At 74.5% G+C, this 17,993-nt stretch carries 18 protein-coding genes and 1 riboswitch; of the genes, 5 read left to right on the forward strand and 13 right to left on the reverse strand.

All coding sequences use genetic code 11. From position 1 onward, the window contains the following. Nucleotides 1–194: 194 nt before the first annotated feature. A riboswitch (cobalamin riboswitch) is annotated at nt 195–371 on the reverse strand. A gap of 86 nt (nt 372–457) precedes the next feature. Then, nucleotides 458–883 (reverse strand): hypothetical protein, encoded by a 426-nt coding sequence (locus tag HFV08_RS12310; RefSeq protein ID WP_168538794.1) that lies wholly within the window; start codon nt 881–883, stop codon nt 458–460. Between the two features lie 184 nt (nt 884–1,067). Here HFV08_RS12310 and cobF point away from each other — a divergent pair, with 184 nt between their 5' ends. Next, nucleotides 1,068–1,859, forward strand: a complete 792-nt coding sequence (gene cobF, locus HFV08_RS12315; protein WP_168538796.1) for a precorrin-6A synthase (deacetylating) — start codon at nt 1,068–1,070, stop codon at nt 1,857–1,859. On the opposite strand, the gene HFV08_RS12320 is transcribed toward cobF, so the two are convergent. From HFV08_RS12320 to HFV08_RS12340, 5 genes are all read right to left on the reverse strand, one after another. Continuing rightward, on the reverse strand, nt 1,835–2,356 hold the full coding sequence (locus HFV08_RS12320) for an Lrp/AsnC family transcriptional regulator (RefSeq protein ID WP_168538798.1): 522 nt from the start codon (nt 2,354–2,356) through the stop codon (nt 1,835–1,837). The genes cobF and HFV08_RS12320 overlap by 25 nt on opposite strands. 209 nt (nt 2,357–2,565) lie before the next feature. Continuing rightward, on the reverse strand, nt 2,566–3,609 hold the full coding sequence (gene mgrA, locus HFV08_RS12325) for an L-glyceraldehyde 3-phosphate reductase (RefSeq protein WP_168538800.1): 1,044 nt from the start codon (nt 3,607–3,609) through the stop codon (nt 2,566–2,568). A 92-nt stretch (nt 3,610–3,701) separates the two neighbouring features. Further along, complete coding sequence (locus tag HFV08_RS12330; RefSeq protein ID WP_168538802.1) at nt 3,702–4,601, reverse strand: DUF4232 domain-containing protein; 900 nt, start codon at nt 4,599–4,601, stop codon at nt 3,702–3,704. After that, the gene (locus tag HFV08_RS12335) at nt 4,588–5,070 is read right to left on the reverse strand and encodes an RNA polymerase sigma factor (RefSeq protein WP_376770609.1); all 483 of its coding nucleotides are present in this window, start codon (nt 5,068–5,070) and stop codon (nt 4,588–4,590) included. The genes HFV08_RS12330 and HFV08_RS12335 overlap by 14 nt, the downstream gene beginning before the upstream one ends. A 50-nt stretch (nt 5,071–5,120) precedes the next feature. After that, entirely contained in the window at nt 5,121–6,404 is a 1,284-nt protein-coding gene (locus HFV08_RS12340; RefSeq protein ID WP_168538806.1) for a polysaccharide deacetylase family protein, read from the reverse strand. Between the two features lie 447 nt (nt 6,405–6,851). Here HFV08_RS12340 and HFV08_RS12345 point away from each other — a divergent pair, with 447 nt between their 5' ends. Both HFV08_RS12345 and HFV08_RS12350 read left to right on the forward strand, forming a co-directional pair. Continuing rightward, nucleotides 6,852–8,336: an FUSC family protein gene (locus tag HFV08_RS12345; protein ID WP_168538808.1), complete on the forward strand. Its 1,485-nt coding sequence runs from the start codon at nt 6,852–6,854 to the stop codon at nt 8,334–8,336. Nucleotides 8,337–8,432: 96 nt separating this feature from the next. Continuing rightward, nucleotides 8,433–9,476 carry a lactonase family protein gene (locus HFV08_RS12350; RefSeq protein ID WP_168538810.1) on the forward strand — a complete coding sequence of 348 codons (1,044 nt, stop codon included), beginning with the start codon at nt 8,433–8,435 and terminating at the stop codon, nt 9,474–9,476. A 158-nt stretch (nt 9,477–9,634) separates the two neighbouring features. Here HFV08_RS12350 and HFV08_RS12355 read toward each other — a convergent pair whose 3' ends face one another. The 5 genes from HFV08_RS12355 to HFV08_RS12375 form a co-directional block, all read right to left on the reverse strand. After that, a complete protein-coding gene (locus tag HFV08_RS12355) occupies nt 9,635–10,558 on the reverse strand; it encodes a sirohydrochlorin chelatase (RefSeq protein WP_168538812.1) in 924 nt (307 codons plus the stop codon). A gap of 218 nt (nt 10,559–10,776) precedes the next feature. Continuing rightward, a complete protein-coding gene (locus HFV08_RS12360; RefSeq protein WP_168538814.1) occupies nt 10,777–11,766 on the reverse strand; it encodes an N-acetylglucosamine kinase in 990 nt (329 codons plus the stop codon). After that, the gene (locus tag HFV08_RS12365) at nt 11,763–12,440 is read right to left on the reverse strand and encodes a uracil-DNA glycosylase (protein ID WP_168538816.1); all 678 of its coding nucleotides are present in this window, start codon (nt 12,438–12,440) and stop codon (nt 11,763–11,765) included. The genes HFV08_RS12360 and HFV08_RS12365 overlap by 4 nt, the downstream gene beginning before the upstream one ends. A gap of 94 nt (nt 12,441–12,534) precedes the next feature. Next, nucleotides 12,535–13,473: a homocysteine S-methyltransferase gene (gene mmuM, locus HFV08_RS12370; protein ID WP_312885553.1), complete on the reverse strand. Its 939-nt coding sequence runs from the start codon at nt 13,471–13,473 to the stop codon at nt 12,535–12,537. Between the two features lie 71 nt (nt 13,474–13,544). Then, on the reverse strand, nt 13,545–14,624 hold the full coding sequence (locus tag HFV08_RS12375; RefSeq protein ID WP_168538818.1) for an NADH:flavin oxidoreductase/NADH oxidase: 1,080 nt from the start codon (nt 14,622–14,624) through the stop codon (nt 13,545–13,547). Nucleotides 14,625–14,826: 202 nt separating this feature from the next. Between HFV08_RS12375 and HFV08_RS12380 the strand changes: the two genes are divergently transcribed. Then, entirely contained in the window at nt 14,827–15,177 is a 351-nt protein-coding gene (locus HFV08_RS12380) for an ArsR/SmtB family transcription factor (RefSeq protein WP_168538820.1), read from the forward strand. Between the two features lie 75 nt (nt 15,178–15,252). On the opposite strand, the gene HFV08_RS12385 is transcribed toward HFV08_RS12380, so the two are convergent. Both HFV08_RS12385 and HFV08_RS12390 read right to left on the reverse strand, forming a co-directional pair. Next, nucleotides 15,253–16,602, reverse strand: a complete 1,350-nt coding sequence (locus tag HFV08_RS12385; RefSeq protein WP_168538822.1) for a ferredoxin--NADP reductase domain-containing protein — start codon at nt 16,600–16,602, stop codon at nt 15,253–15,255. A 107-nt stretch (nt 16,603–16,709) separates the two neighbouring features. Further along, on the reverse strand, nt 16,710–17,408 hold the full coding sequence (locus HFV08_RS12390; protein WP_168538824.1) for a TetR/AcrR family transcriptional regulator: 699 nt from the start codon (nt 17,406–17,408) through the stop codon (nt 16,710–16,712). A gap of 277 nt (nt 17,409–17,685) precedes the next feature. Between HFV08_RS12390 and HFV08_RS31565 the strand changes: the two genes are divergently transcribed. Beyond that, nucleotides 17,686–17,931, forward strand: coding sequence for a DUF2630 family protein (locus HFV08_RS31565; RefSeq protein WP_168538826.1), 246 nt, complete (start codon nt 17,686–17,688; stop codon nt 17,929–17,931). Nucleotides 17,932–17,993: the final 62 nt, after the last annotated feature.

The raw sequence follows: 17,993 nt of genomic DNA on the forward strand, positions 1-17,993 counted from the left end.
CCTGCTCTCGTCAGGTGGGATCCGGGGGATGGCAGGGCGGACCGGCGGCGCGCGCGGCAGCGCGCGGCCGTGGTCGGCCGGGAAGACGCGGAGACGAAGTGCCGTCAGGCGGCGCGCAGTCGCGCGTGCCGAGTCGGATCACCCAGGTCGTGTGGACGGACCGGTGCCATGCGTGTCTGCTCCATCCTCGTGGAAACACGGAACATCCCGCGGCCGGTATCCTGACTCCCGGATCAGCGCGCGTCCCCTTGCCTTCCCGGCGGATCTCTCCGTCAGTGGCGTGTCCTGCGAGGACGAACTCCCCGGTCACAGTGGCGGGACCGCGCCGGAATCGCACCGGCTTCCCTGACACCGCGGGCCTTGGCCACGAACATATAGTTGGACGTCCTAGTAAGTCCACCCCGGCCCGGCCCCGGACGTGTTTTCCGGCCGCGGCCCGCCCGAGGGCGGCGGATGCTCACCGCTGCCCCCGCCACCAGGGGTCGTCCGGGCCGTCCGCGCGGATGATCCGGGCCCTGGCCAGGATCTTCTCGTCGAGCGGCCGGAGCAGTGCGCGCAGCTCGCGGGCGCTCTTGCGGGGCAGCAGGTGGAGCACGAGTTCCAGCCGGTCGCGGAAGTGGCCGGGGTCGCAGCCGCACTCCGGGATGCCGCAACTCGGGGCGCCGAAGGGGGGATCCGCCACCCGGCGCAGCGGTCCGTGGGCCAGGGCCCGCCAGTGCCAGAGGGCCTCGGCGGTCGCCTCCGGCCACAGCCGGGTCCGCTCCAGGCGGCACAGGGCCGCGACACAGGATCCGGAGACCGGGCCGACGGAAGGGAACCGGCGCCGACGGGGGCGCCGTACGGGAGTCTCGCCCCGCAGGGCGGAAGGGCGCCTACGCGGCATGGACCTTTCGGTGCGTCGTCATGGCCGCACGCTACAACTCCCGTACGCGGCGCGGCCAGTGACTTGTGCGGGGACCGCGGGCCCGCTGCCGCCCACCGCGGATGCTTGGATGGGAGGCCGACCGGCCAGGGAAGACAGCGAGCCGAGGCCGTGCCGCCGCGCGGTGGCGGGCCCGAGGGAGAGCATGAGCACGCGAGAACGCCGCATCCTCGTCATCGGCATGGGCGCCGGCGACCCCGACCACCTCACCCTCGCCGCGGTGAAGGCGATGCGCCGGGCCGAGGTCTTCTTCGTTCTCGGCAAGGGCCGGGAGAAGGAGTCGCTGACCCGGCTGCGCCGCGACATCCTCGACGAGCACCTCAGCGGCCCTTACCGGATCGTCGAGGCGGCCGACCCCTGGCGGGACCGCGAGCAGGAGGACCGCGCGGGCTACACCTCGGCGGTGCACGACTGGCGGCGGCGCCGGGCCGACGTCTGCGAGCGGCTGATCCGGGAGGAACTCGCCCCCGGCGGCACCGGCGCCTTCCTGGTCTGGGGCGACCCGGCCCTCTACGACAGCACCCTCGCGGTCCTGGAGGACATCCGCGCCCGCGGCACGGTGGACTTCGACCACGAGGTGGTCCCCGGCATCAGCAGCGTCTCGGCGCTCGCCGCGCGCCACCGGATCACCCTCAACCGGGTCGGCCGCCCGGTCCGTCTCACCCCCGGGCGGCGGCTGGCCGAGGACTTCCCGAACGACGACGGCGACCTGGTGGTCATGCTCGACGCCCAGGAGGCCTACACCCGGCTCACGGGCGAGGGCGTCTGGATCTACTGGGGTGCCTATCTCGGCACCCCGGACGAGATCCTGGTGGTCGGGCCGCTGGACGAGGTCGCCGAGCGCATCACGCGCCTGCGCGCCGAGGCCCGCGCCCGGCACGGCTGGATCATGGACACCTATCTGCTGCGGCTTCAGCCGGAGGGCGGCGAGGGCTGAGCACTCTCACCGCCGCGCCCCGGCGCCGAGGCCGCCCGCCCGATCGCCGTCACCAGGGGCAGCAGCCGCCGCGGCACACGCTCGCGCAGGGCGACCTCGGTACGGGTGCGGACCACTCCCTGCATGCTGATCAACTGCTGGATCACGTCTTCCAGATGACCGTTGTCCCGGGCCACCACGCGGGTGAGCAGGTCCCCGCCGCCCGCGATGGAGTGCGCCTCGATGATCTCCGGCACCTCGGCGAGGGCGTTGCCCACCGCGTCGAGGTGCCCCTGGGTGACCTCGATGTGCACGAAGGCGAGCACCGGATGCCCGAGGGCCGCCGGGGAGAGCGCGGGCCCGCCCGCGGTGATGACGCCCTCCCGCTCCATCCGGTCGAGCCGCGCCTGGAGGGTCCCCCGGGCGATGCCCAGGATGCGGGCGTACTCGCGTACCGAGGTGCGGGGCTGTTCGAGCAGCAGGCGAAGGATCCGGGTGTCCAGCGCGTCCACGGGCATGTTCCGTTGGCTCCTCGGGGGGCGGGCGGCAGGGGGGTGACCGTGCCCATGGGCACAGCGGGCGCGGCTATCTGCGGTGCCACCGGCCGACGGACCTCCGCCGTGGCCCCGTCGAGGGCGCCGCGGAGCGCCGGGTGGCGCCGGGTCGGGACCCGCGGCGCCGTTCTCCCTGCCGGGGGCGCCGGGGTCCTGACCGCGTGGGCGACGGCTCAGGACCGCGCGGCCCAGATGTTCACGCCCTCCTTGCTGACCGCGAAGCCGTCGATCTCGTCGAGTTCGGCGGCGGTCAGCGGCGGGGCGCTCAGCGCCGCGAGGTTCTCCTCCAGCTGCTGCACGCTGGAGGCGCCGATCAGGGCGGAGGTCACCCGGCTGTCGCGCAGCACCCAGTTCAGGGCCAGCTGCGAGAGCTTCTGGCCGCGCCGCTCGGCGACCCCCGCGAGCCCGCGCAGCCGGCCCACGGTGTCCTCGTCGAGCAGCCCCGGGTCCAGGGACTTGCCCTGCGTCGCGCGCGAGCCCTCCGGGATCCCGTCGAGGTACTTGCCGGTCAGCAGCCCCTGGGCGAGCGGGGCGAAGGCGATGCAGCCCATGCCCGACTCCTCCAGGACGCCGAGCAGTCCGTCGTCCTCGATCCAGCGGTTGAGCATCGAGTACGAGGGCTGGTGGATCAGCGGCCGCACGCCGAGATCCCGCAGGATCCGTACCGCCTCGGCGGTCTGCTCCGCGGTGTAGGAGGAGACGCCCACGTAGAGGGCCTTGCCCTGCTGCACCGCGGAGGCGAGCGCGCCCATCGTCTCCTCCAGCGGGGTCTCGGCGTCGAAGCGGTGCGAGTAGAAGATGTCGACGTAGTCGACGCCCATCCGCCGCAGCGAGGCGTCCAGCGAGGAGAGCAGGTACTTGCGCGAGCCCCACTCGCCGTAGGGCCCGGGGTGCATCAGATAGCCCGCCTTGGTGGAGAGCACCAGCTGATCGCGGTACGGGGCGAAGTCCTGGGCGAAGAGCTTGCCGAAGTTGAGTTCCGCCGAGCCGGGCGGGGGACCGTAGTTGTTGGCGAGGTCGAAGTGGGTCACGCCCAGGTCGAAGGCGCGGCGCAGGATCGCCCGCTGGTTCTCCAGGGCCCGGTCGTCGCCGAAGTTGTGCCACAGCCCCAGCGAGACGGCGGGCAGCTTCAGCCCGCTGCGGCCGGTGCGCCGGTAGTCCATCGTCGCGTAGCGGTCCTCGGCGGCCCCGTACGGGCGCGTCGTGTCGGTGTCCATGGCGTCGCTCTTCCTCACGTACTCGCGTTCGGGCCTGCCGGGTCCCGGCGTGCCGACGGAAATCCTCTCACCGGTCGGCCCCGCCGCCCTGCTCAGGACCGGGTGAGCGCGGTGACATGGAGCGTTCGGTACCCCTTCGCCGTGCAGGTGCGCAGCCCGTCCACGTCGAGGAGGACCGACTCGCGCCGCCCGGGCAGGTACACCCGCAGGCTCTCGGCCCCGCCCGGCCGGCACCTCTCCTTCTCGTAGTTCCCGGTGTCCGCCAGCTGTACGACGAAGCTCGCCGCCTCGCCCCGCGCCAGGGTGATCCGCCCGCCGGGCCCGCCGCTGCGCTCCGCGGGGCTGCCCACCCGGGCGCCGTCCGGCCCCTTGGCCAGGGAGACACCGGGGAAGCCCCGGGTGGTGCACGCCGGGCCGTCCGTGTTCACCAGGCGGAGGGTCAGGTACCGCGAACCGGCGGCCTGTTCGGAGCGCTGACGGCTCAGGGTGAGGAGCGCGCCGGAGCACTGCGGGGTCTTCGGGGCCGCCGTTTCCGTGGCCTCGGCCTCCGGCGGTCCCGAGATGTCCGAGGGGCGGGGCGCGGGCGTCCGGGTGGGGCCGGCGGAGGACTCCCGGGGGCTCTGCGGGCTGCGGCCGGTGGCGGGCGCGTCGCTGGCGGGGACGACGTGCTCGGCGGGCGGTCCGGTGCCGTCGCCCCCGGAGCCGAGGTGGTCGGAGAGGGTGCCCAGCCTGTCGGTGAGGAACCCGGCGGGCACCGTGACCGTGGCGAGAGCCGCCCCGCAGGCCACCACGGCGACGGTGAGCACCCGGCGCCTGCGGCGCGCCGCGGCCCGGCGGCGGATCCGGGCGAAGGCACCCGGCGGGGGCGGCAGCGGGGTCGAAGGACGGGCGAAGGCCGCCCGGATCCCGGCGGATTCCTCCTGCTCGGCTCCGGGGCCCAAGGGGGAGCGGTCCGGCCCGGGCAGGTCGCGGGGGTCCTCAGGAGATGTCATGGATGTCCCTCAATTCCGCTCGCAGCAGCTGTCGTGCGCGGTGGAGGTCGGTCTTGACGCTGCCGCTGCTGCGGCCGAGGACCTCCGCGATCCGGAGCACCGGTAGGTCGGCGTAGTAGTGGAGCAGGACGGGGGTCCGCAGCCGCTTCGGCAGCGACTGGACCAGGTCCCGGATGTCGGTGGCGCTGTCGGCGGGGGACTGCGCCTCCTCCGTGGTGCTGCCGATGCGCTGGAGCGTGCGCCGTTCGCGCTCCGTGCGCCGCCAGTGGTCCTTGATCAGGTTCGAGGCGATCGTGTAGAGGTACGCCCGCGGCTCGTCCACCCGGCCCCAGCGCGACCAGAGCCGGGTGAAGGCCTCGCTCGCGATGTCGTGGGCCAGCGCCTCACTGCCCACCAGGGAGCGGCACCAGCCGGCCAGCCGCGCGTAGAACTCCTCGAAGAGTGCCGCCGCTTCGGTCGATTCCACCACGCGTACGCCCTGTCCTCCCCGCCGCGCCGGGCAGTCGCCGTCGACCGCGCTCATCCGCCGGTGACGCTCTTCCAGCCGCCGTCCGGCCCCTGGCCCACGCCGAGGGTACGCAGCCCGGCCAGCACCGTCGCACTCTGCGCCTCCAGCCAGTCGCACATCTCCCGGAAGGAGACGAAGCGGACCTCGGGAGTGTCCGCGATGTCTTTGAGGAAGAGCTCGACGGCGTCCATGTAGATACCGCCGTTCCAGGTCTCGAAATGGTTGCCGATGAACAGCGGGGCACGGTTTCCCTCGTAGGCGCGCCGGAAACCCGCGCGATAGGCGCCGCGGGCCTCTTCCCGCCAGCGGGCACGGGAGCCGAGCCGGCCGTTGGTCGAATTCCCCGACTGGTTGGCCATCATGTTGTAGTCCATCGTGAGCACTTCGAAGTCGTGCCCGGGGAAGGGCACCGCCTGGAGCGGGAAGTTCCACAGCCCGTCCAGTGTGCCGGGCCACACCTGGGTGCCGCCGGTGGAACTGGCGTCGTAGCGCCAGCCGAGCCGCCGCGCGGTCGGCAGCAGATTGCGCTGGCCGAGCAGGCAGGGGGTGCGGCCGCCGACGAGTTCCTTGCGGTAGTCGAAGGGCAGCGGTTCCCCGTCGGTGAATCCGGTGTGGGTCCTCCATTCGGTGACGAAGGAGGTCGCCTGCGCTATCTCGCTGCGCCACATCTCGGGCGTCCAGTGCGCCACCGAACCGCTGCCCGAGCAGAAATGCCCGTTGAAATGCGTGCCGATCTCATGACCCTCCAGCCACGCCGAACGCACCTGCCGCAGCGTCTCCTTGATATGGGCGTCGCTGAGATAACCGATGTCGGAGGCCCCGACCGGATTGTTCGGCGGCCGGTAGCGGTCCTTCCTCGACTCGGGCAGCAGATAGATCCCGGAGAGGAAGAAGGTCATATGCGCGTCGATCTCCCGCGCCAACTTCCGGAACCGGCCGAAGAGCCCGTCGTCGAGGGCGCCCGCCCCGTCCCAGGAGAGCACCACGAACTGCGGCGGACGCTCGCCCTTCGCCAGCGCCTTCATGGCGGTGCGCCCCGGCTGCTCCCCGGTGTCGGCCGTCGAGCCGTCGCCTATCAGGCGCGGCGCGTCCTCGCTCGGCGAGGCCTCGGGGCCGCCGTCCCCCGAGGTGCCGGGCGTGGTCCCCGAGGAGAGGGTGCCGTCCCTGGCATGGCGCGCGAAGGCGTACGTCCCGGCCGCCGCGAGCCCGGCGGTCCCGGCGCCGAGCAGCCCCCGCCGGGTCAGCCCGCCGGAGCGGGGGTTCTCGCGTCCGTGCCTGTTCTGCTGCTGCCTCATGCCTGCTGTCCCTCGGTACGAAACGGCGCCGACCGCCGAGCGGGGTCGTCCGGTCACTCCTCCGTAGAGCGCATGACCCCGGCCCGAGTTGTCACGAATCCATAACGGCACTCTCGGTGGCGCGCCGGTCACGCGTGGTCCGGGGTGTGGGGCAGGCCTCCACACGAACCGTCCGACCGGCCGGATGGTGCTGGCCTGGTCGGCCGAACGACCCCCAGGGCAAGGGCAGATTGAGCCAATGGCCCACTCTTCAGGGCTCCTGTTGAGCCAACGGGTCCCGGGGTGCTATCTGTGGCCCCAGCACGTACTCATCAGGGCGCCGCGTAGAGCGCCGGACGGCGACGAAGCCTCCGGCCCGTGGCGCCCTCGTCGTGCCTGCCCGCCCCATCCCGGCCACGGCAGGCGCGCCACCGACGTCGAAGGGGGCGGCAGACCGCCGTGAAGAGGATGTTCGTGGCTCCGGACCCGGGGCGCCTGAGGCTGCGGACCTCGGTCCGCGCGGTCCTCGGCGTCGGCGCCGCCGTCTGCGTCTCCGAGCTGAGCGGCTTCTCCCTGATCGCCTCGATCACCGCGGGACTGGCCGCGCTGCTCGCGCTCTTCACCGTCCAGGACGCGAGCGCCGGGGCCCAGCGCACGACCACCGCGCTGCTGCCCGCCGCCGGATTCCCGGTGCTCGCGCTGGCCACCGCCCTGCACGGACTCGCCACGGCCCGGGACCTCGCCTTCCTCGCCGTCGTCTTCTGCGGGGTCTACGCCCGCCGCTGGGGACCGCGCGGCCACGCGCTCGGGATCTTCGCCTTCATGAACTTCTTCATGGCGCAGTTCCTGCACGCCGTCCCCGCCCAACTGCCCGAGCTGTACGCCGCCATCGGCCTCGCCCTGCTCGCCGCCGGAACCGTGCGCTTCCTGCTCTGGCCCGTCGAGCGGCGCACCCCGCCCGCCGCGGCGCCGCCCGCCCTGCCCGGCACCGGCCTGGCGCGGCCCACCACCCGGCAGGCCTTCCAGGCCACCGCGGCCTGCGCGGTCGCGCTCGCCCTCGGCCAGGCCTTCTCCGAGGAGCGCTGGTACTGGGCCGTGGGCACCGTCTGGTGGACCTTCGTCAACACGGCCTCCCGGGGTGAGACGCTGGTCCGCGGCTTCCGCCGGGTCCTCGGCACCGTGATCGGCATCGCCGTCGGCCTGCTCGTCGCCGTACCGCTGCACGGCGCACCGGCCCCGAGCGCGGCCCTGGTCGCCCTCTGCGTCTTCGGGATCTTCTACACCGCCGCCGTCTCGTACTCCTGGATGATGCTCGCGGTCACCGTCATGGCCGGTCTGCTCTACGGGCTGCTCGGGGTGCTCGACCACCACCTGCTGGTGCTCCGCCTCGTCGAGACCGCGGTGGGCGCGGTGGCCGCCGGGCTCGCCGTACTGCTCGTCCTGCCCGTGACCACCCACGCCACCAACCACGCCTGGATCCGGCGCGCCCTCGGCTGCGTACACGCCGCCACGGCCGCGGCGACCGCCCGGCTCTCCCACGACCCCGCCGCCGACCCGGCCCCGCACGCCGCCGAGCTGGAACTCCTCCTCGGCCGGGTACGCCTCGCGCTCGCCCCGCTCGTCCACCCGCTGAGCCCCTTCCGCGCCCGCAAGGCCCGGGCCCGCCAGGTCATCGCGCTCCTCGACGACTGCGCCCGCGAGGTGCGCGGCCTGGTCGCCGTCTCCGCCGACCCGGTCGCCTCGCACGACGTCCGGCTGACCGCCGCCTGCTGGCGCGTGGAGGCGGCCGCCGAGGCCCTCACCGCCGGTGAGACGGGGCTCGACCGCGCGGTCACCGAGGCCCGCGAGACGCGCCAGGGCGCCGGCGGCGACACCGCCCTGGTCCATCTGCACGGACTGGAGAAGGCCCTCTCCGAGCTGGCGACACCGCTGCTCACCGCCCCGCGCTCCTGAACCCGGACCCACCCGACCGGGCGTGAACGGCACGGCCCCGGGCCCGGCCCGCTGTTAGCGTCGGCCCCCGGAAGCAGGCGAGCGGAAGGGGCTGCCGTGGCAGCGGGCGAGGAACAGGGCGGGCACGCCTACATCGGGTCGTTCACCACGGCGGGCGGCGCGGGCATCACCAAGGCGGCCGTCGACCGGGAGACCGGCGCGCTCACCGTCCTCGCCACCACCGACGAGGTGGCCGACCCCTCGTACCTCGCGCTCTCGGCCGAGGGCGGACTGCTGTACGCCGTCAGCGAGACCGAGGCGGGCGCGGTGGCCGCCTTCCGCACCGGGGGGCTCGAAGCGGCCGGACGCCCGGTGCCGGTCCACGGCAGCGGCCCCACCCACCTCACCCGCTACGCCGGGTATCTGCTGACCGCCAACTACGTCTCGGGCAGCGTCTCGGCGGTGCCGCTGACCGCCGAGGGCACCCTCGGCCCCGAGGTCTCCGGGGTGCTCCGGCACGAGGGCTCCGGCCCGCACCCGCAGCGCCAGCAGGGGCCGCACGCCCACCAGGTGGTGGCCGCCCCCGGCGGGCGCTGGGCGCTCGGCGTCGACCTCGGCACCGACTCCGTCCACGTCTTCACCCTCGACGCGGCCGGTGCGCCGCTGCCGCACCGGGAGACCGCGCTGCGCCCCGGCTCGGGCCCGCGCCACCTGGCCTTCCATCCGGCCGGGGAGATCGTCTACGTGGTCAACGAACTCACCCCGAGCCTCACCGTCTGCCGCTGGGACGCCGCCGGGGGCCGCCTGCAACCGCTCGGCGAGGCCGCCCTGCTGCCGCACGCGCCCGCCGGGGACGCGCTGGCCTCCGAGGTGGTGGTCGCGCCGGACGGGCGGTTCCTGTGGGTGTCCACCCGGGGCGAGGACGTGATCTCGCTCTTCAACGTCTCGGCCGACGGCGAGCGCCTCTCGCTGGTCGGCACCGTCCCCTGCGGCGGGCACTGGCCGCGCGAACTGGCGCTCTCGCCCTCCGGCCGCCACCTCTACACCGCCAACGAACGCTCGGGAAACGTCGCCTGGTTCACCGTCGACCAGGACAGCGGAGTACCGCAGCACGGCGGGTCCCTGGACACTCCCGCACCGTCTTGTGTGATCTTCGGCTGAGCTGAGCTGAGCTGAGCTGAGCTGAGCCGGGCCGGGTGGGCCGGGCCCGGCTTTCTCCGCGACCGGGAAACGGCGGAACGGAGCGCGAAGGGCCCCTTCCCGGCCGGATCACCTGATCCCGGCGGCAAGGGGCCCTTCGGCCGCGCGCTGCCCCGCCGTCAGTGGCTGGGCGCGCCCGTCGGCTGCTGGGGCGTGATGCCCAGCGCCGTCGCGTACTTCTGCAGCGCCAGCTTGCCGATGGCCGGGTAGGCGCCGAGCGGCTCGGCCGTACCGCAGCCCGCCTCGGTGGCCGCCGAGGTCAGCAGGCTCTCGTCGATCTCGGGTCCGATCAGGTACGGGGCGAGCGCCAGCTGCGCCGAGCCCGAGGAGCGCAGCTGCTCCGCGGTCGCCGCGATCGAGCCCTCCTGGTCGAGCGCCGCGGCCATCACCGGCACCGCGAGCCGGGCGGCCAGGAGCATGCCGGTGATACCGGCCGCCTGGGCCGCGTCCTCGCCGCCCACCGAGGCGAGGATGATGCCGTCGGCGGCCGTGGCCACGGTGAACAGCCGCGCCCGGTCGGCCCGCGCGAGACCGGCCTCGGAGAGGCGTACGTGCAGCGCCTCGGCGAGCAGCGGGTGCGGGCCGAGCACCTCGGTCAGCTCGGCGGCCGTACGGCTGTCGTTGACCGCCTGCCGGATCCGGCGGAGCAGCGCGCCGTCAGGACCCGCGAGCAGCGGCACCACGACCGCGACGGGGCCGTCGGGCGCCGGCTCCTCGGAACCGGCGGCGCGGGCCAGTTCCCAGCGCGCGGTGCGCTCCTGCGCGGTCTGCGCGAGCACCGTCTGCAGCGTCGGGAACTCCGCGTCGTCACCGTCGAGGTACCCGATCCGCGCGTCGAGTCCGGGCAGCTCGGAGCGCGCGATGCTCACGACCTCCTCGGCGAGACTCCGGGTGGCCGCGCTCGGCGTCCCCGGCACCGCGAGGACGAAGGAGGGCGCGCCCTCGGGCGCCACCACGGGTTCCGGGCGGCGGTGCCGACCGGGCTGGCGGGGTCGCGGCATTCGTACGGGCAGGCCGTTGGAGGGCCCAGTGGGGGAGCTCATGGCGCCGCATGCTACTGGCTGACCGGCCGCTCTTGTTCGGGGAGGGTACGGGTGCGCGGCATATGCCCGTTATTTCCTTTGCAAGGGGAGTGGGTACGTCCCCTGGCGCTTTGGTCATGAGGGGGCGCGCGGCATCGGCCGGGCGCGCGAGGGCCGCCCGCGTACCACCGCGGGCGGGTTTCACGCCGCCACCGGGACCGGTTCGGCGGCGCCCGGGCTCAGGCCCCGGCCACCCAGAGCATCCGCCCGTCCCGGGGCAGCGCAAGGTCTCCGGCGGCGGCTCCGAGGGCGAGTCGCAGGGCGCCCTCCAGCGGGTCGCCCGCCGCGGGGACCAGGCGCACCTGCGGCAGGAGTTCGGCCACGTGGGCGCGCAGTGGGGCGAGGAGGGGTTCGCCGAGGCGGAACAGGCCGCCGGTGAGGGCGAGTTCGGGGTGCGGGCGCTCGCTGGGCGCCTCCTCCGGTGTCACCGCCGCCGCGGCCTCCGCCAAGTGCAGCGCGGCGGTGTCGAGGATGGCGGCGGAGACCGAGTCGGCGGCGGCGCAGGCGGCGACCTCGGGCGCGAAGGAGGCCAGGGCGGCGGGCCGGTCGGTACGCGGGTAGAGCTTGCCGGGCAGTTCGGGCGCGGGTCCGAAGACCGCCTCGGCGCGTTCCAGGAGGGCCGGGGAACCGCCGCGGCGCCCGTCGTGGGCGCGCATCGCCGCCTCCAGGCCCGCACGGCCGATCCAGGCGCCGCCGCCGCAGTCGCCGAGCAGATGGCCCCAGCCGTCGGCCCGCCGCCAGCGGGTGAGGTCGGTGCCGAGCGCGATCATGCCGGTGCCCGCGGCGAGCACCGCCCCGGCGCCGAGCCCGAGCGCGCCGGTGTAGGCGGTCACGGCGTCCGCGGCGAGGACCAGCCGCCCGGTGCCGAACTCCCGCCGTACGGCGGCCGGGAGCACGGCCCGCAGATCGTCCCCGAGGCTCGCCATCCCGGCCGCGCCGACGGCCACCGCGCTGAGCTGCCCGGCGCCCGCCCGTTCCAGGAGCGCGCCGCTGAGCGGCAGCAGCAGCTCCAGGAGGTGCCCGGCGTCGATGCCCGCCGCGGCGGTGCGCACCGGGACCGAGGTGCGCAGCGGCTCGCTGCGGCTGCCGTCGTCCGCGGCGAGAGCGGCCCGCAGTCCCGATCCGCCCGAGTCGACGCCGAGCACCCAGCGCGGACCGGGGGCGGTCATGAGAGCCGCCAGTCGACGGGATCGGCGCCCTGGCGGGCGAGCAGGTCGTTGACGCGGCTGAACGGGCGGGAGCCGAAGAAGCCGCGATCCGCGGACATCGGCGAGGGGTGCGAGGACTCGATGGACGGCAGGTCCCCGAGCAGCGGGCGCAGATTGCGCGCGTCCCGCCCCCACAGGACGGAGACCAGGGGCCCGCCCCGCTCCGCGAGCGCCCGGATGGCCTGCTCGGTGACCTCCTCCCAGCCCTTGCCGCGGTGTGCGGCCGGGCGGCGCGGCGCGGTGGTCAGCGCCCTGTTGAGCAGCAGGACGCCCTGCTCGCTCCAGGGGGTGAGGTCGCCGCTGGCCGGCACCCGGTGGCCGAGGTCGGCCTCCAGCTCCCGGAAGATGTTGATCAGGCTGCCGGGCAGGGGTCTGACCTCCGGGGCCACCGAGAAGGAGAGCCCGACGGCATGTCCCGGTGTGGGGTAGGGGTCCTGACCGACAATCAGCACCCGTACGTCCTCGAAGGGTTGCTGAAAGGCGCGCAGGACATGCTGTCCCGCCGGGAGATAGGTCCGGCCCGCGGCGATCTCGGCGCGCAGGAAGTCGCCCATCGCGGCGATCCTCCCGGCGACGGGCTCCAGGGCCTTCGCCCAGCCGGTTTCGACGATGTCGTGCAAGGGTCGTGCTGCCACGGGGCGCCACTCTAGCGGTGTCCGGGCGCGGTGGATCAACCGACGGCCAGGGCCCGCACCCCGCGTGTGCTCCGGCCCGGTGCCCCAACCGCCCTCACCGGTCCGCCTGTTGGGTCCCGCCGCCCGCTTCGTGCAGACGCGCCGCCAGCTCGGCCACGGTGGCGGGCCCCACCCGGCAGCAGCCGCCGACCAGCCGGGCACCGTCGCGGACCCAGTCCTCGGCGAGTGCGGCCGACATCCGCGCCGGGCCGTGCCACCGGGCCGCCGAGGGGTCCCAGTCCTCGCCGCTGTTGGGGTAGACGACCACGGGTTTGCCGGTGATCCGGGCGGCGAGTGCGACGGCCGGCCCGGCGTCCTCGGGGGTGCAGCAGTTGACGCCGACCGCGAAGACCTCCGGCGACTCGGCGGCCAGCGCGAAGGCCTCGGCGAGCGGCTGCCCGGCGCGGGTGCGCTCCCCGGCCACGGTGTACGAGAGCCAGGCCGGGACCCCGAGCCCGCGCACCGCCCGCAGCATCGCCTCCGCCTCCTCGGTGTCCGGCACCGTCTCCAGGGCGAGGGCGTCGGGCCCCGCCGCGGCCAGCACGTCGAGCCGCGGCCGGTGGAAACGTTCCAGGGCCCCCGCGCTCAGCCCGTACCGCCCCCGGTACTCGGCGCCGTCGGCGAGCACCGCCCCGTACGGCCCGGCCGAGGCCGCCACCCAGCGCCGTCTGCCGGGCCCGGCGAGCCGGGCGGCCTCCCGGGCGAGGCGGACGCTGGAGGCCATCAGCGCCGCGGCCTCGGCGCGGTCGGCCCCGCGGCGGCCGAAGCCCTCGAAGGAGGCCTGATAGCTCGCGGTCAGGACGACATCGGCGCCCGCGCGCAAGTACGCGAGGTGCGCCTCGGTGAGCGCCTCGGGCCGGTCGGCGAGCAGCCGCGCCGACCAGAGCGCGTCGCCGAGGTCGTGCCCGGCGGACTCCAGCTGGTTCGACAGCCCGCCGTCGAGGACCAGCGGCCCCCGGGCGAGCGCTTCGGGCAGTGTGCGCACCTCGTCCACCCCTCCGAAGCTAGCGCAGCCCGCGAGTCCGCGAGCCGTGCCCCCGTACGTCCGGGAACCCGGCCCCCGGTTCAGCGGGCCGCGAGGTACTGGTCCGGTACGCGTACCTCGCCGCCCAGTTCGTGTGCCGCGCGCCGTGCCCAGTAGGGCTCGCGCAGCAGGGCGCGGCCCAGGAGCACGGCGTCCGCCTGTCCGTCGGCGAGGATCGCCTCGGCCTGCGCGGGCTCGGTGATCAGGCCCACCGCGGCGACCGGAAGGCCGGTCTCGGCCCGTACCCGGGCGGCGAAGGGGACCTGGTAGCCGGGGGCGACGGGGATCCGGGCGCCGGAGGCGTTGCCCCCGCTGGAGACGTCGAGCAGGTCGACGCCGTGCCGGGCGAGCACCGCGGCGAGGCGCACGGTGTCCTCGGGCGTCCAGCCGTTCTCCGTCAGCCAGTCGGTGGCGCTGATCCGGAAGAACAGCGGCTTGTCCGCGGGCCATTCGGCGCGTACCGCGTCGACCACCTCCAGGGCGAGGCGGCTGCGGTTCTCGAAGGAGCCGCCGTAGGCGTCCGTCCGGTGGTTGCTGTGCGGGGAGAGGAACTCCCCGAGGAGGTAGCCGTGCGCGCCGTGGATCTCCACCACGTCGAATCCGGCCTCCCGCGCCCGCCGTGCCGCGGCGGCGAACTGGCCGGTGATCTCGCGGAGTTGATCGACCGTCAGCTCGGTGGGGACCGGGTGCCCCGCGGCGAAGGGCAGCGGGCTCGGGCCGAGCGGCTGCCAGCCCCCGGCCTCGGGGCCGAGCGGTGCGCCGCCCCGCCACGGGCGGTCGGTGGAGGCCTTGCGCCCGGCGTGGGCGAGCTGGACGCCCGGGACGGTGCCCTGGGCGCGCAGGAAGCGGGCGATCCGCGCGAAGGCCTCCTGCTGGGTGCCGTTCCACAGGCCGAGGTCGGCGGGGGAGATGCGGCCCTCGGGGCTGACGGCCGTCGCCTCCACCAGGACCAGGCCGGTGCCGCCCGCGGCCCGGGCCCCGTAGTGGGTGAAGTGCCAGTCGTGCGGCGCCCCCGTCAGCGGACCCGAGGTCTCGGCGCTGTACTGGCACATCGGGGCCATCCAGACCCGGTTCGGGATGGTCAGCGAGCGCAGGGTCCAGGGCGCGAAGAGCTTGCTCACAGGCGGACTCCATGACGTACGGGCACGTGGGCAGGGCCTTGCGGCGCGCTCACGGCGGGGCGGGCGACTGCTCGTACGATATTCCTCGTAGTACGGTGAATGTCAAACTACGAAGATCCTCGTATCATGGCGGACGTCCCTGCGGCGGAGGCGCGGCCCGCGCGGCGGGTGCCGCCCCGCCGGAAGACCCTCAGGAGCCCTCGTGACCACCGCCCCGACCGCCCGTACGCTGCCGCACCCGGAGCGGGAGGCGCTGCGTCTGGAAGCGGTGCTGCACGCCCTCGCCGATCCGGTACGGCTGCGAGTGGTACGTGAACTCGCGGTCAGCGAGGAGAAGTTGCCCTGCTCCTCCTTCGACCTCCCGGTCACCAAGTCGACCACCACCCATCACTTCCGGGTGCTGCGGGAGAGCGGGGTCATCCGGCAGACCTACCGGGGCACGGCGAAGGTGAGCGAGCTGCGCCGTACGGATCTGGAGGCCGTCTTCCCCGGGCTGCTCGACAGCGTCCTGCACTCCGCCGCGCGGCAGGAGCGGCGGCTCGGCTCCGGCTGAGCCCCGCCTCGCGGGACCGGTAGCCGGCGGCCCGCTCGGGTCCGGCGGCGGGCCCGGTGCTTTCACACGGACTGCTCAGGACGGCGCCGAGCGAGCCGTCGACCAGAGGGTGGGCCAGTCGCCGATCTTCACCGGGCTGCGGCCGAGCGAGGCGCCGAGTTCCGCCTCCGCGCGCTCGATGGCCTGCCAGCCCGCCCAGTCCACGGGGTCGAGGCCCTCGGCGCGCAACTGCCCCAGGGGGTCGGGGAGTTCACCCCGCGCCAGCAGCAGGTCCGCGTCCGCCGCCAGGGTGCGTACGGTCTCCTTCGCGCAGGGCTTGTTGGTGCCGATCACCCCGGTCGGGCCCCGCTTGATCCACCCGGCGACATACTCGCCCGGCGCGGCCCGCCCGTCCCGCAGCACCCGGCCCGCCTCGTGCGGCACGGTGCCCGTCGCCGGGTCGAAGGGCAGCCCCTCCAGGGCGAGGCCCCGGTAGCCCACCGAGCGCAGCAGCAGCTGGGCGGGTACGTCCTCGTGGCGGCCGGTGCCGACGACCCCGCCGCCGTCCGCGGGCGCGGTGCGCTCGAAGCGGACCCCGCTCACCCTGCCCTCGGTGCCGAGCGCCTCCGCGGGCCGCAGGAAGAAGCGCAGCCGGATCCGCCGGGGGCTGTCGCCGGGCGGCCGGGCGGACCACTCGCGCAGCACCTCGACATTGCGCCGCCGGGCCGCGGGGAGGCCGGAGGGGTCCCGGAAGTCCGGGTCGAGGGCCAGCTCGGCGGGGCCGACCAGGATCTCGGTGTCCGGCAGCGCGCCCAGCTCGCGCAGCTCCTTGGTGGTGAAGCGGGCGGCCGAGGGTCCCCGGCGGCCGACCATCTGCACCTCGCGCACCTGGCCGCCGCCGAGCGCGGAGAGCGCGGCCTCGGGCATGTCGGTGGCGCGCAGTTCGGCCGTGCCGCGCGAGAGGATCCGGCTCACGTCGACCGCGACGTTGCCGACGCCGACGACCACCGCCGTGTCCACGCCCCGGACGAAGTCCTCGGTCAGCGAACCGGGATGGGCGCTGTACCAGGACACGAACTCGGTCGCCGACCAGCTGCCGACCAGATCCTCGCCGGGTATCCCGAGCCTGCGGTCGGCCGCCGCGCCGATGCAGTAGACGACGCCGTGGTACAGCTCGCGCAGCCGGGCCGGACTCGCTCCCTGCGGGCCGACCTCGACGCCGCCGAGGAAGCGCACCCGCTCGTCCTCCAGGACCCGGCGCAGATTGTTCTGGAGCGACTTGATCTTCTCGTGGTCCGGGGCGACGCCGTAGCGGACCAGACCGTAGGGGCAGGGCAGCCGGTCCAGTACGTCGACCCGGACCCCGGGCAGCCAATTCTGTTCGAGGAGGGCGGCGGCGGTGTAGACCCCGCTGGGCCCGGAACCGACGACGGCGATGTACGGCACGGGCAGCTCCTCGCGCGAAGGGCCAGGGCACCTTCAGCATGGCACCGCCCGCGCTCCCTGGGGAGGCCCGGTGCACAGCCGGTAACCGCGGCCGTACGGCGGGTGGTTCAGCCGGGCGGCTGCTCCCAGTCCTTCTCGCCCGCCTCGGGGCTGGAGTCGAAGAAGCGGGTGAAGTCCGAGGCGCGGTTCCTGGCGGAACGGTTCGGCGACTCGGCGACCGGCGGATTGCCCTGGCTCCAGTCGAGGCCGTAGCGCTGGAAGAGCTCGGCCCGCAGGGTGCCGGCCGGCATCGGCGCCCCGGGCAGCAGCACCGCGAAGACCGCGCCCATCAGCAGGGCCCGCAGCAGCGGGTACTCGACCGCCGGGTTCTCGACCCCGTAGCGGGTCATGGTGTCCCGCAGCAGTTCGGCGAGCCGCTGCTGCTCCGCGCACTGCACGAAGCCCTCCGGGTGCAGGATGCCCGCCATGTGCGTGCGCATCAGCACGGGGTGGTCGTGCGCGAGGCCGAGGATCGCGTCGATGGCGCGGGCCAGGCGCTCGCGCCCGTCCTCGGTCTTCGGCTCCTGTTCGAGGGCGGCCTCCAGGGTGCGGTGCATGAGCCGGTGCACCGCGGACTGCAGAAGCTGCCGCTTGCCGGGGAAGTAGTACGAGACCAGTCCGCGGGCGGATCCTGCCCGATCTGCGATGTCACCCAACGTGGTTGCGTCGTAACCCCGCTCGCTGACCAGCTCCACCGTCGCCTGGAGCAGTCGCTCCCGGGAACGCCGACGCAACTCTTCATTGACCGATGCGCTGCGCGGGGACATCCTGTAACTCCTGCGTTGACTGGCTCCCAGCCAATATACTCAGGAGCGCGGAACGGGGAACCTCCGGGTTCCCTGGTTCCGAATGCCGCTGCCTGCCTCGGGCGACACGGGGGATCGTCCGGGTCGGGCGGCGGCGGGACGGCCTGTGACAGGCAGCACCGCGGGGGAGTGTTGCCTGTCACGGGACGTCTCCCGTCCCGCGCGGGCCCGCTCTCTGCTCGCCGGTTCTCCGCGGCCTCCTTACAGTGGGACGCGGGGGCCGAGGAGGTGTGGAGACGTGGATCAGGAACAGATCCTCGGCCGTATCGCGGCCATGGTGGACGACGAGCGCAAGCTACGGGACTCTCTGTCGGCCGACAAGGGTGACGGCACCGCCCAGCGCGCCCAGTTGCAGAACGTGGAGCGCGAACTCGACCAGTGCTGGGACCTGTTGCGCCGGCGCCGGGCCAAGTCCGAGTACGGCGAGAACCCCGACGAGGCCCGCGTCCGGCCCTCCTCACAGGTGGAGGGTTACGAGTCCTGAGCCGTCCGGTGCCGTCGAACTCGCTCTCATGGCAAGGGCGTTGAGGTACCGACCCGGCAGCC

The sequence above is a fragment of the Streptomyces physcomitrii genome (genome assembly GCF_012273655.1).
Taxonomy (GTDB): Bacteria; Actinomycetota; Actinomycetes; order Streptomycetales; family Streptomycetaceae; genus Streptomyces; species Streptomyces physcomitrii.

Coding starts and splice junctions, on each gene's coding strand:
- HFV08_RS12310 (WP_168538794.1), bottom strand. CDS start 883: ATGCCGCGTAGGCGCCCTTCCGCCCTGCGGGGCGAGACTCCCGTACGG.
- cobF (WP_168538796.1), top strand. CDS start 1,068: ATGAGCACGCGAGAACGCCGCATCCTCGTCATCGGCATGGGCGCCGGC.
- HFV08_RS12320 (WP_168538798.1), bottom strand. CDS start 2,356: ATGCCCGTGGACGCGCTGGACACCCGGATCCTTCGCCTGCTGCTCGAA.
- mgrA (WP_168538800.1), bottom strand. CDS start 3,609: ATGGACACCGACACGACGCGCCCGTACGGGGCCGCCGAGGACCGCTAC.
- HFV08_RS12330 (WP_168538802.1), bottom strand. CDS start 4,601: ATGACATCTCCTGAGGACCCCCGCGACCTGCCCGGGCCGGACCGCTCC.
- HFV08_RS12340 (WP_168538806.1), bottom strand. CDS start 6,404: ATGAGGCAGCAGCAGAACAGGCACGGACGCGAGAACCCCCGCTCCGGC.
- HFV08_RS12345 (WP_168538808.1), top strand. CDS start 6,852: ATGTTCGTGGCTCCGGACCCGGGGCGCCTGAGGCTGCGGACCTCGGTC.
- HFV08_RS12355 (WP_168538812.1), bottom strand. CDS start 10,558: ATGAGCTCCCCCACTGGGCCCTCCAACGGCCTGCCCGTACGAATGCCG.
- HFV08_RS12360 (WP_168538814.1), bottom strand. CDS start 11,766: ATGACCGCCCCCGGTCCGCGCTGGGTGCTCGGCGTCGACTCGGGCGGA.
- HFV08_RS12390 (WP_168538824.1), bottom strand. CDS start 17,408: ATGTCCCCGCGCAGCGCATCGGTCAATGAAGAGTTGCGTCGGCGTTCC.